We start from the raw sequence: 11,549 nt of genomic DNA on the forward strand, positions 1-11,549 counted from the left end.
GGTGTTGCCTGGATCACTATCCTCGGCGTCGCCCGACCATGCGTCCAATGTTCAGAACGGTGCCCTCTCATGCGCCCAGGGCATGGGTGACTCCTTCCTGGTGAGCCGGACGACGACGAGCGTGCCGCCGTCCTCGGGCGCGCTCACCCGGCACTCGAGACCGGCCTCGGCGGCCCACTCGTGCATCGACGAGAGCCCGACCCCCGCCCCGCTGCTCCCGACGGTCCCGCTGATCCCGCGGCCGTCGTCCCGGACCCGCAGCACCTCGCCCGGGACGGCGCCCAGGGTCACGGTCACCGTGGCGGCCTCGGCGTGCCGGACGGCGTTGTGCACGGCCTCGGACGCGATCCGGTGCACGATGCCGGCCCGGTGCGGGTCGAGGAAGATCTCGCCGGTCGCGTCGAGGTGCAGCCGGGGCCCGGCGCCGGCGAACGAGGTCACGAGCTGGTCGAGGGCGCGGCCGAGGTCGCGCACGGGAGCGGGTCCGCCGACGGCGAGGTTGGCCAGCGTGGCGGCCTGGGTCTCGAGGAGCTCCTGGACGCGCGCGACGGCGGCGACGGCGCCCGGCCGGTCGCCCCGGGAGAGCAGGTTCGCGGCGGCCGCGACCGAGAAGGCGGCGCCGGAGAGCGCCGGTCCCAGGCCGTCGTGCAGCTCCCGGCGCAGCGCCCGCCGCTCGGCATGGCGGGCGTCGGCGGCGAGGGCGCGGGCGGCGTCGCGGGCGGTGGCCGCGGCGGCGAGCCGGACCACGGCGCCGATGACGGGCGTGAGGTCGCCGATCGCCTCGCGGGTACGGCGCCCGATGGGCAGCCCGCCCGCCGGCCCGGTCACGACGAGCAGCGCGTCGTCGCGCTGGTCGAGGGAGAAGGAGACGACGGGCCCCGGGAGGTCGGCGTCCGGGGCGGGGCCGATGTGGACCGAGCCGAGCTGCAGCGTGGTGCGGAGCGCGGCGGCGAGCGCGCGGACGCCGTCGTCGCCGGTCGCGATCTCGCCGACCTGGGCGCCGAGGTCGGCGACGAGCCGCTCCGGCGCGCCGGCCTCGCCGTAGACGAGCCGGTCGACCCGGTGCTGGATGACGTTGTGGGCGGGCAGCAGCGCGACGGCGATGACCGCCGCCGTGGTGAACCCGGCCGCGGCGCTGGCCTCGCCGGCGTACTCGAGGACGGTGACGGTGACGTAGTAGCCGCTCGCCGCCAGGACGGCGACGATGCTCGTCGTCAGCACCGTGCTCACCGCCACGTCGACGCCGCGCAGCCGGTGCTGCAGGCCCATCACGAGGATCGCGGAGGGGTAGAAGATCTGCCCGACGATCGGCGCGATCGTCGCGAACGCCCACACCGGAGCGGCGAGCTGGAGCGAGGCGGGCAGCACCGTGACCAGGTACGACGCGGTGAGGAAGACGTGCCCGACGAGCAGCCAGCGCAGGGGCGAGCGCAGGTCCGGCGACGCCGCGCGCAGCCGCCGCACCAGCACGGCGACGACGCCCACCGAGGACATCAGCGTGACCCCTGCCGCGACGGCGTAGATGTCCTGCGCCGCGGCCTGGTACGCCGGCCAGTCCGGAGCGAGGGGGTTGCGGAGCATCCCCGGGCTCTGGTGGGTGAGCGAGGTCAGCGCCGCGATGGCGGTCGCCACCGCGACGACGGGCACGAGCACCCGGCGCAGCAGCCGGGCTGGGTCCGGCAGCAGGAGCACCGGCACGATCGCGGTGAGGAACGTGCCGGGCACGAAGCCCCACCCGCCCGCGTAGGCGAGGAAGCCGCCGCCGGGCAGCCCGGGACGCTCCGCGGCGAGCAGCCCGTACTGGACGCCGAACGCGGCGAGCCCCGAGCCGACGGCGTGCACGGCCATCACCACCGCGACCGGGTGCGGGCGGCGCAGCAGCAGGACGGCGGCCAGCGGCGCGTAGACGAAGGCGACGGTCACGCCGATGTCGTCGAAGTGGGCCTGCGCCTCGGGCGGGGACGACGCGAGGAAGGTGCCGGGCACCGGCGCGGCCGGGAGCTGGAAGGCCCACGCGATCACCACGGACGCACCGGCGAGCCCCCACGACGTCACGACGACGAGCCCGGCGGTGATCCAGCGCCAGGCGGGCGGACGGCTCACCGGGACTCGCTCCGCACCAGGTGGAGCGCGGTGCTGTCGTCGGGTCCGTCGGTGCCGTCAGGTCCGTGGTGGCCGTAGCCGGCGTCCGCGGCACGTTCGAGCAGGGCGGCGCGCAGGGGCGTGGTGCGCACGGGGTCGCCGACCAGGCGCAGCGTCCAGCGGTCCGGTGGGCCGACGGCGACCTCGACCCGCTCGATGCCGCCGTCGCGCCGCGCGCGCAGGACGGCCTCCGCGACGAGGTGGTAGACGACCTCGGGACGCTCGGGGGCGTGCGCGACGTCGGCCCGCAGCACCGGGACGTCGAACCGCGCCGCCAGCTCGCCCAGCGCGCCGGGCAGGTCGCCGGCGTCGAGGGAGCCGGGCAGCAGCGTCCGGGCGAGGTCGCGCACGTGGTTGGTCGCCGCGCGGAGCGCCGTCCCGGCCCGGTCGAGCTGGTCGGCCGGGTCGTCGCCGTGGGCGACGCCGCCGAGGTCGTCGCGGATCCGGACGAGCATCGGCTCGACGGTCGCCTCGATCTCGGTGCGGGCGAGGTTCCGCTCGCTGGCGGCGATCTCGCTCGCCCGGCGGCGGGCCTCGAGCAGGTCGTCGTTGACCTCAGCGAGCCGGACGGCGACCGTGAGCACCCCGCCGATCCGGCGCAGCGCCGCCAGCGTGCGCATCTCGACGTCGCGACCCCACTCGGCGGACATCTCGACCACGCCGCAGGGTCCGTTGGCGGCGACCAGCTCGAGCGACACCGACGAGGCCGGGTCGACGGTGCCGGCGACCACCGCCGGACCTCCGGGCGCCGCCGAGCGGATCGCGACGCCACCGAGCCGCAGCGAGCGGCGCAGCGCCTCGGCCAGCGCGTCCAGCGAGCCGGCGCCCTCGGCTCCGGCGGCGACCTCCTCGCTCACCTTGCGCAGCAGTGCGCTCGGGTCGGCCGACCCGCCGTACAGGAGCTGGTCGACGGCGCGCTGCACCCACCGCCGGGTCGGGCCGACTCCGACCGCGAGGACGACGACCGCGATCATGCCGCCGCTCGTCGGGGTCAGCGGCGCCACCTTGGCGGCGAGGGCCGCCACGGCGCCGTACGCCACGAGGAGGGCGGCGATGAGCAGGACCCACACGGTGACCCGGGCGAGCGCGGGCGCGACCGCCGCGCTGTCGCCGGTCAGCGCGGTGAGCAGGAACGCCGCGGCGGCGAAGGTGACCGCCGCCGGCAGGAATGTCGCCGCGAACGTCGCGCTCGTGGACGACGTCCCGCTCGCATCGTCGACGACATAGGCGCCGGCCGCGCACAGCAGCACCGCGGCATGGGCGAGCGCGAGCCACACCGCGATCTGCCGCTCGGGCGGCCGGCGGCGGCGCGCGACCACCGCGACGACCACGCCGGACGCGAACCCGAGGCCCAGCCACACCGCCCAGAGCGCGAGGTCGAGCGGGACGTCGCGCTGCAGCCGCATCTCGGCGACCGTCGTCGCCGCCACCCCACCGGCGACCACCGCGCCCACACCCAGCAGTGCCCGGGACCCGGTGAGCACGGCGGCGCTCAGCACGCTCGCGATGGTCAGCCCGCCCGGCATCCAGGCGACCTCGAGGAGGTCGAGCCCCACGCCGTCCCCGGCGCCGCGGCTCCGCAGCCCGGCAGCGAGCGTCGACGCACCTGCCCCCACGGCCGCCACCACGAACGTCGGCACGACGAGCAGTCCGCCCCGGACCGCCGCTCCCCGCACCGCCACCAGCAGCGCCGCGGCACCCCCGAACGCCAGCGCGACGCTGAACGTGCCGACCGCCTCCAGGCTCTCCGGGGCACCGAACGACAGCGCCAGCCCCGGCACGGCCGGGCCCCACGACAGGAGCAGGACCAGAGCGGCGCGGACGGTCGTCGCGTCGGCCATCTGCCCTCCCTGAGCGCTGGTCCTGCGGTGGCGGTGAGCGGCAGTGTGCCCCAGTCCGGACCCCCGATCCAGCGCCGCCCACGCCCGGGACGCCACGGCCCGAACGACCGGGACGACCGGCCCTGGAAGCCGGGTCGCGGCGCCTCGTAGCGTCGTCCAGATGGGCACCGTCCGGGTCTTCGTCGTCGACGATCACCCCGTCTTCGCGCACGGCATGCTCAACTTCCTCGCGTCGATCGACGACTTCGAGGTCACCGGCACCGCCGGCACCGAGGACGAGGCCGTCGCCGGCGTGCTCGCCGCCCGCCCGGACGTCGTCCTGATGGACCTCGACCTGGGCGAGGGCACCGGCATCGAGGCCACCCGCCGGATCGCCCGCGAGGCCCCGGACATCGGCGTCCTCGTCGTCACCATGCTCGGCGACGACGACTCCCTCTTCGCCGCCCTCCGCGCCGGCGCCCGCGGCTACCTGCTCAAGAGCGCGCTCCCGCACGAGATCGAGCGCGGCCTCCGCGCCGTCGCCTCGGGCGACGTCCTCCTCGCCGCCGAGATCGGCCGCCGCGCCATCGACCTCCTCTCCGGCGCCCGGACGACGGGCCCCCTCGTCTTCCCGGAGCTCACCCACCGCGAGCGCGAGGTCCTCGACCTGGTCGCCCGCGGCTACGACAACTACGCCATCGCCCGCCGGCTCGTCCTCTCACCCAAGACCGTGCGCAACTACCTGTCCGGGGTCGTCACCAAGCTCGCCGTGCCGGACCGGGGGGCGTTGATCGTGCGGGCCCGGGAGGCGGGGTTGGGCAGCGACGACGGGGACGCGTCCTGACGCGGGTGGGACAGCCCGGACGGGCGTCCGGACTTCTCCCGAAGCCGCCCGCCCCGACCGCGCCCTCGCGACGATGACGCGATGAGCACGACCAGGAAGCGGAGCGGTGAGCCGCGCCCGACCGTCCGGGAGCGGTCCGTCGACGCGGCGTGGTCGGTCGGCACGAACGTGCTGAGCGGCCTGCTGATCGCGATGACGGTGTGGGGCGCCGGCCAGGTGACCGGGGTCAACGACCGGATCTTCGCCGACCGCGACTGCTCCGACTTCACCACCCACGCGGAGGCGCAGCGTCTGCTGGAGGCGGACAGGTCCGACCCGCACCGGCTCGACCTCGACGGCGACGGGGAGGCGTGCGAGGGTCTGCCGTAGCCCTAGCCGTCGGCCGGGGCCGCGGGCGGCCGCCCGGTCACTGCGACGCCAGCCCCTCACCCAGGAACCGCAGCACCCCCGGCACCATCCGCCGCCAGTACCCGCTGTCGTGGTCGCCGAGCCCGAACCCGCCGGCCGGCTCCCGCCCCGCGGCGAAGCCCGCGACGTAGTCGCGGGTGGTGGCGTAGAAGGGGTCGCCCTTCCCGCAGTCCACGCGGACGGCGATCCGGTCGAGCTCGTCCTGGCGCCCCATCACGCCGACCCGGCGGAAGTCGGCGGCGTCGTCGTAGGCGCCGGGCGCGGTCTCGTCGTAGCGGTGCCAGAGGGCGGGGGAGAGGGCGGCGACGGCGGCGACGCGGTCGGGGCCGAGGGCGGTCGCGAGGTGGAGGACGCCGACGCCGCCCATCGACCAGCCCACGAGGGCGATCCGGTCGGTGGCGAGCCCGTGACCGGCGGCGAGGAGGGGGAGAAACTCGTCGACGAGCATGGTCTCGGCGCGGTCGCCGTCCGCGCGGTCGTGCCAGTAGGTCGCGTCGCCGTCGACGCTGGCGATGGCGAACGGCGGCACGCCGCGGCGGACGGCGTCGGCGAGGTAGCGGTCGAGTCCCATCCGGTCGGGGCGGAAGGCGCTGGTGTGGTCCTGGCCGCGGCCGTGGAGGGCGAGGACGAGGGGCAGGCCGGCGGTGGGGACGCCGGTGGGGCGGGCGAGGGCCCAGCCGACCTGGCGGCCGCGGGCGGCGGAGTCGAAGGCGCCGGCGGTGACGGGGGCGGGCTCGACGTCGGGGAGGACGCCGTCGGCGCCGTCGCGGCCGAGGTGGTGGTAGAGCCAGGCCTTGCCGGGCAGCACCTCGGCCTCGACGCCACCGAGCGCGGCCGCGCCCGCGAGCGCGGCCGTGCCGCCGCCGATCAGCAACCGGCGGCGGGTCACCGGGCGCGGGTGCGGGCTCATGGAGAGGACGACGCGCACCCGCGCCGGTCGGTTGTCACTACGATGGCCAGCACCGCACCACGAACTCGAGAGACAGGTCAGCGTGCCGCCCCGCATCGCCACGGCTTCCGCCGAACCGGCCACCGGCGTCGCGCCGACTCGCGGCAATCCCACCCTCATCGTCGTCATGCTGTCGCTGTGCGGCGTCGTCGTGTCGCTCCAGCAGACGATCCTGCTGCCGCTGCTGGCCGAGCTGCCGCGGCTGCTCGACACGTCGGCCAGCGGCGCGTCCTGGCTGGTGACGGCGACGCTGCTGACCGGTGCGATCGCGACGCCGACGGTCTCGCGCCTCGCCGACATGTACGGCAAGCGGCGGATGGTGCTGCTCGCGCTGGCGGTGTCGGTGGCGGGCTCGCTGATCGGTGGGCTGAGCCAGGTGCTGCCGCTGCTCATCGCGGCGCGGGCTCTGCAGGGCGTCGGGATGGCGCTGGTGCCGGTGGGCATCGCGATCATGCGCGACGAGCTGCCGCGCGACCGGGTGCCGCTCGGCGTGGCGATGATGAGCGCGACGCTCGCGATCGGCGCCGGGGCGGGCCTCCCGCTCTCGGGCCTGATCAGCGAGCACATGGACTGGCACGCCGTCTTCTGGCTGACCGGCGCCGTGGGCGTGGCGCTGATGATCGGGGCGCGGGCGATCATCCCCGAGTCGCCGGTGCGCACCGGCGGCGCGTTCGACGTCCGGGGCGCGATCCTGCTGTCGGTGGCGCTGACCGCGATCCTGGTCGCGCTCACCAAGGGCAGCCAGTGGGGCTGGACGTCGCCGACCACCCTCGGCCTGTGCGCCGGCGGACTCGCCACCCTGGTCGCCTGGGTGCCGCTCGAGCTGCGGACGCCGCGCCCGCTGGTCGACGTGCGGGTGGCGTCGCGGCGCGCGGTGCTGCTCGTCAACGTCGCGTCGATCTTCGCCGGGTTCGCGATGTACGCCAACATGCTGGTGTCGATGCAGTTCCTGCAGATGCCGAAGGAGACCGGCTACGGCCTCGGCCTCGACATCCTCCACGCGGGCCTCTGGATGGTGCCCAACGCCGCGGCCTTCGGCCTGATGGCACCGCTGTCCGCCTCGGTCACGCGCCGGCTCGGCCCGCAGGTGACGCTGATCTCGGGCGCCGCCATCATGGCCGTCACGTACCTCGGCCGCGTCTTCTGGAGCGACAGCCTCACCCAGGTGATCACCGGATCGGTGCTCGTCGGCATCGGCACCGCCCTGGTCTACAGCGCCATGCCGACGCTGATCATGCGCGCCGTCCCGGTCACGGAGACCGCCTCGGCCAACGGCCTCAACGTCCTCCTCCGCTCGCTCGGGACGTCGACCGCCAGCGCCGCCACCGCGGCGATCACGACGGCGTCCGTGATGACGATCGGCGGCCACGCGCTGCCGACGCAGTCCGCGTTCACGCTGATCTTCTGGCTGGCGGCGGGCTCCGCGACGGTGACCGTCGCGCTCGGCGTCCCGATGCTGCGGATGCGGGAGTACTCCGAGGAGGCCGACCGCTCCGGCTCCGAGCACACCGGCGCCGACACGCAGGTGGTCAAGGGCCAGGTCGTCGACGCCCGGGCGCGGGCGATCCGCAACGGCGTCGTCACCGTCCTCACCCGCGACGGCCAGGCCGTCGACTGGGGGCAGGCGGACACCGAGGGCCGCTTCACGGTGGCGATCCCGCGGGCCGGCGACTACCTCGTCGTCACCACGGCCGACGGCTGGCAGCCGCGCTCGCGGATCATGCACCTCGACAACAGCGCCCCGCTGCCGCCCATCGCGCTGCGCGACCGGCTCACGCTCACCGGCAACGTGGTGGACGCCGACGGCGTGCCGTTCGTCGACGCGCTCGTCGTGCTCACCCGGCAGTCCGGCGAGGTGGTCTCGTCGATCCGCACCGACCACGAGGGCCGCTACGTCATGACCCGGCCGGCCAACGGGCGCTACGTGCTGTCCGTCGCCGCGCGCGAGGGGCAGATGGGCGCGCGGGCGGTCACGCTCCTCGACACGGCGTACGACGTCGACCTGGTGCTCGGCACGCCGCTCGCCTGAGCCGGCGCCACGGCGACGCGCGCGCCGCGGACGGTGATTTCCGCGTGGCCGGTCCCGCCGGCCGCGCCGTCGTGGGCGCCACCCGGGAAGGCGCCGCCCTCGCCCCCGTCGCCACCGCTGCCGTGGCCGTGACCGGCCCGGCCGCCGGCCCCACCGCGTCCGCCGGCCAGGTGCCCGCCGGGCTCTCCGGCGCCGCCGGCCGGATGGCCGGCGCCGGCCGCGCCGCCGCCCGCACCCGCCTGGCCGCCCTGGCCGGAGGCCCCGCCGCCCCCGCCGCGTGCCGTCACGTCGAGGCCGCCGCCGCGCACGCTCGTCGCGGTGCCGTCGGTGCCGTCCGCCTGGGGGGAGGACGGCCCGCCGCCCCCGACGCCGCCCGCGCCGCCGGGACCCACCCGGATCGTCAGGACGTACGACGCCGCGCCCGTCACCTCCGTCGTGCCGGTCGCGAGCTCGCCGGCCCCACCGCCGCCGCCCCCGCCGCCGCCCGTCGAGCCACCCCCGCCACCGGAGCCGGTCCCGCCCGGACCGGGGCCGCGGCCGCCGCCACCTCCGCCGCCGGTGAGGGCCCAGTCGAGCGAGATGCCGGCGCCGGTGCCGGTGCCCGTCGGGTCGATCTCGACCCGGGCCGTGCCGGCCTCGTCGAGCGTGACGATGGTGCAGTCGGTGCCGCAGCTGCGGAGCTCCGGGGTGCGCGTGGCCGCGGCCTCGGCGGCGGCGGAGCCGGCCCGGTCGCCGGAGCACGCGGCCAGGCCGGGAGCCGCGAGGACCAGCGCGAGGGCGGGGAGCAGCAGCGCGCGGCCGCTCACGAGACGACCACCTGGCCGCAGATGCGGACCGTGGCCCAGCCGGTGCCGCCCGGGCGGCCGTCGTACGAGCCGCCGGCGCGGGTGCCACCGGTCCCGCCGTCGCCGCCCGCTCCGTAGCTGGCCGCTCCACCTGTGCCGGCGGTGCCGCCGAAGCCCTGCCCGCCGGCGCCGCCGTCGGTGCCGGACGCACCGGGGACGCCTCCGGCCGCGGCGGCGGTCCCGCCGCTCCCGCCCGCGCCGCCGGCCGAACCGGCCATCCCGCCCTTGCCGGTCGTGCCGCCGGAGCCTCCGCCCGCGCTCAGGTCGATGCCCGGTCCGGTGAGCGTGGTGTCGCCGCCGCGGACGCCGTCGGCGTTGGGCATCGCGGGACCGCCGCCGCCGTAGCCGCCCCGGCCGCCGTCGCCGACGACGACGGTCAGCACGGGAGCCGCCCATGCCGACGGGATGAGCACGGCGCGGGTGTCGACGGATGCCCCCGCGCCCCCGCCGCCACCTCCTCCGCCCCCGGGACCGTCCGGGGGTGGTGCGGTGCCGGTGCCGCCCGGTCCCGGACCCCGCCCACCGCCTCCCCCGGCTCCGTGCAGCTCGGCCTCGACGGTGGTGGCGGCGCGGGCGCCGGGCCGGAACGTGATCCGTACGGCGTGGCTGCCCGGGGTGGTGAACGTGCGGCTCGTGCAGGTGACCGGCGCTGGCGGAGACGGGGTCGGCGGCGGGGTCGGAGACGGGGGCGGCGGCGGCGTCGCGCGGGTGGTCGCCGGGACGAGGCCCGCGTGAGGAGTGCCGTGCGCCGTCGTGGCGGCCGCACCGGTGACCGTCACGGTCGGCGCGGCAGGTGCTGCGGGCGTCCGGGTGGGTCCCGGCGGCGTCGGTGTCCGCGTCGGCGTCGGCGTGGGCGTCGGCGACGCGGTGCGCGGCGACCCCGCGGTGACCGGGTCCCGCGCGGTCTGCGCGTCGTCGTGCCCGCCGCAACCGCTCAGCAGGACGGCCAGGGCCGCGCCGGCGGCCACGACGTGGACCGGCGTCCGCGCGGCGGTCAATGCCGCCGCACCTCGGCCTTGGGTGCGGTCCGCCAGCCGGGCCCCTGCTCGAGCAGCAGCACCGGCCCGTCCTCGAGGTGCAGCGGGCGGACCCACGGGTCGACGTCGACGAGCGTCCCGCCGTCGGGACGCGCGCCGTCGAGGGTCCGCGCGTCGCTCAGGTGGAGGAGGCGGTAGAGCTCCTCGACCCGGTACCGGCCCGCGCGGAAACCGCGGATGCCGTCGAGCCACAGGTAGAAGCCGTCTGCGCCGGAGCGGTGCAGCCCGACGGCCGAGAGCGCGCCGATGACGCCGTCCTCGGTGCCGCCGAGACCCGACAGCAGCGTGCCCGTGCGGCGGGCGGTCGCGTGGGCGAGCTCCTGGTCGAGGACGTCGACCTTGGCGCGGCGCCCGAACGCGACGACGTCGTCGGCGACGTCCGCCTTGCGGGCCACGGCGAGGCCGGGGTCGGAGCCGGGCGCGCTGTGCCGGCGGAGGAATCCGGCCGCGGCGTCGTGCAGGGCGACGACGTCCACGCCGGCGCCCGGAGCGACGAGCAGGCAGGCGCTGGAGTTGTGCGAGGTGTAGGGGATGCGCGGGTCGACCAGCAGCTGGTGCCGGGTCGCGCCGAGCGGGCTCGCGAGGTCGAGCGCGGCGAGCTCCTGGAGCAGCTGCTGGGCCAGGTAGCCGGTGCCCGGGCTGGACTCGTTGTCGGTGTCGTCGATGCCCAGGAGCACCGCGTCGGTGGCGCTCGCCCGGCCGTCCGCGCTCATCGTCCACCCCTCCCATCCTTCGTCACTTCTCGCAGCTGAAGCAGAATCGTCGCATATCGGTTGCAGATGCGAGATTGGCAATTGATTACAGGCGCAGATGCGACATCACTGCACTAGGGTGATGATCGTGTCCGTGCTGATCGACGACCCGTTCCGTGGCGGGCGGGCGCTGCCCGCAGCGCTCCTCCCGCACGGTCGGTGGGCCCATCGCCTGGCCGCGACGGCGGTCATGGCGACCGCGATCGCGGCGCTCGCCGTCCAGCAGCTGCACCGCACCCCGTGGGGGCTGCCCGGGCACCGCGGGATCTTCTGGCTCAGCGTCCTCATCGCGAGCCGGTGGTGCCTCGACCGTCCCGGTACGGCGCTGCGCGTCGCCGCCGGCGGCAGCTGCGTGATCCTGTTCGTCGACCCGACGATAGGCACGCACGTGCTGCCCTACCTCGCCGCCGCGATGCTGGTCGACCGGCTCGCGGAGGTCCCGCTGGTGCGCCGGCACCCCTGGCTGATGCTGGTCCTCGCGCCCGTCATCCACCTGGTCGGCGTGCTGTCGCCCTTCCTGCACCACGTCGGCGGTGGAGCCGGTCTGGGCACGGTGCTGGGCGGCATGGGCTTCTACGTCCAGGGACACCTGCTGTGGGGTGCTGCCGCCGGCGTCGTCGGGATGACGCTCGGGCTGGGCGGCCGGAGGCTGCTGGGCCGGCCCCCCTCGGCGCCCTGACCGCACCACCTCCAGCCCGGTCCGTCGTACTTTCGAAGGAATCA

The 11,549-nt window shown here is 76.5% G+C and carries 10 protein-coding genes; 4 read left to right on the forward strand and 6 right to left on the reverse strand.

Translation table 11 applies throughout. The features are described 5' to 3' along the window. Positions 1-51: 51 nt before the first annotated feature. Both BM223_RS20525 and BM223_RS20530 read right to left on the reverse strand, forming a co-directional pair. Positions 52-2,103: a sensor histidine kinase gene (locus tag BM223_RS20525; RefSeq protein WP_052138152.1), complete on the reverse strand. Its 2,052-nt coding sequence runs from the start codon at positions 2,101-2,103 to the stop codon at positions 52-54. Then, positions 2,100-3,983: a hypothetical protein gene (locus tag BM223_RS20530; protein WP_038676370.1), complete on the reverse strand. Its 1,884-nt coding sequence runs from the start codon at positions 3,981-3,983 to the stop codon at positions 2,100-2,102. The genes BM223_RS20525 and BM223_RS20530 overlap by 4 nt, the downstream gene beginning before the upstream one ends. A 160-nt stretch (positions 3,984-4,143) precedes the next feature. Between BM223_RS20530 and BM223_RS20535 the strand changes: the two genes are divergently transcribed. Further along, positions 4,144-4,806 carry a response regulator transcription factor gene (locus tag BM223_RS20535; RefSeq protein ID WP_038676372.1) on the forward strand — a complete coding sequence of 221 codons (663 nt, stop codon included), beginning with the start codon at positions 4,144-4,146 and terminating at the stop codon, positions 4,804-4,806. A gap of 81 nt (positions 4,807-4,887) precedes the next feature. Then, positions 4,888-5,175 (forward strand): excalibur calcium-binding domain-containing protein, encoded by a 288-nt coding sequence (locus tag BM223_RS28075; RefSeq protein ID WP_038676373.1) that lies wholly within the window; start codon positions 4,888-4,890, stop codon positions 5,173-5,175. Positions 5,176-5,212: 37 nt separating this feature from the next. Here the strand turns inward: BM223_RS28075 and BM223_RS20545 are convergent, their stop codons facing one another. Continuing rightward, on the reverse strand, positions 5,213-6,124 hold the full coding sequence (locus BM223_RS20545) for an alpha/beta hydrolase (RefSeq protein WP_038683252.1): 912 nt from the start codon (positions 6,122-6,124) through the stop codon (positions 5,213-5,215). An 82-nt stretch (positions 6,125-6,206) separates the two neighbouring features. Between BM223_RS20545 and BM223_RS20550 the strand changes: the two genes are divergently transcribed. Next, on the forward strand, positions 6,207-8,192 hold the full coding sequence (locus tag BM223_RS20550; RefSeq protein WP_038676374.1) for an MFS transporter: 1,986 nt from the start codon (positions 6,207-6,209) through the stop codon (positions 8,190-8,192). Here the strand turns inward: BM223_RS20550 and BM223_RS29255 are convergent. Genes BM223_RS29255 through BM223_RS20560 form a run of 3 tightly spaced genes read right to left on the reverse strand, consistent with a single transcriptional unit; the run spans position 8,084 to position 10,787 of the window. After that, on the reverse strand, positions 8,084-8,998 hold the full coding sequence (locus BM223_RS29255) for a hypothetical protein (RefSeq protein ID WP_158510163.1): 915 nt from the start codon (positions 8,996-8,998) through the stop codon (positions 8,084-8,086). The two genes, BM223_RS20550 and BM223_RS29255, sit on opposite strands and share 109 nt — an antisense overlap. Next, positions 8,995-10,035, reverse strand: coding sequence for a hypothetical protein (locus tag BM223_RS29260; RefSeq protein ID WP_052138153.1), 1,041 nt, complete (start codon positions 10,033-10,035; stop codon positions 8,995-8,997). The genes BM223_RS29255 and BM223_RS29260 overlap by 4 nt, the downstream gene beginning before the upstream one ends. After that, complete coding sequence (locus tag BM223_RS20560; RefSeq protein ID WP_052138154.1) at positions 10,032-10,787, reverse strand: hypothetical protein; 756 nt, start codon at positions 10,785-10,787, stop codon at positions 10,032-10,034. Before BM223_RS20560 ends, BM223_RS29260 begins: the two co-directional genes overlap by 4 nt. Positions 10,788-10,914: 127 nt before the next feature. Here BM223_RS20560 and BM223_RS20565 point away from each other — a divergent pair, with 127 nt between their 5' ends. Continuing rightward, complete coding sequence (locus tag BM223_RS20565; RefSeq protein ID WP_143128561.1) at positions 10,915-11,505, forward strand: hypothetical protein; 591 nt, start codon at positions 10,915-10,917, stop codon at positions 11,503-11,505. Positions 11,506-11,549: the final 44 nt, after the last annotated feature.

This window comes from Pimelobacter simplex (assembly GCF_900114845.1).
Taxonomy (GTDB): domain Bacteria; phylum Actinomycetota; class Actinomycetes; order Propionibacteriales; family Nocardioidaceae; genus Nocardioides; species Nocardioides simplex.

Coding starts and splice junctions, on each gene's coding strand:
- BM223_RS28075 (WP_038676373.1), top strand. CDS start 4,888: ATGAGCACGACCAGGAAGCGGAGCGGTGAGCCGCGCCCGACCGTCCGG.
- BM223_RS20560 (WP_052138154.1), bottom strand. CDS start 10,787: ATGAGCGCGGACGGCCGGGCGAGCGCCACCGACGCGGTGCTCCTGGGC.
- BM223_RS20545 (WP_038683252.1), bottom strand. CDS start 6,124: ATGAGCCCGCACCCGCGCCCGGTGACCCGCCGCCGGTTGCTGATCGGC.
- BM223_RS20530 (WP_038676370.1), bottom strand. CDS start 3,983: ATGGCCGACGCGACGACCGTCCGCGCCGCTCTGGTCCTGCTCCTGTCG.
- BM223_RS20535 (WP_038676372.1), top strand. CDS start 4,144: ATGGGCACCGTCCGGGTCTTCGTCGTCGACGATCACCCCGTCTTCGCG.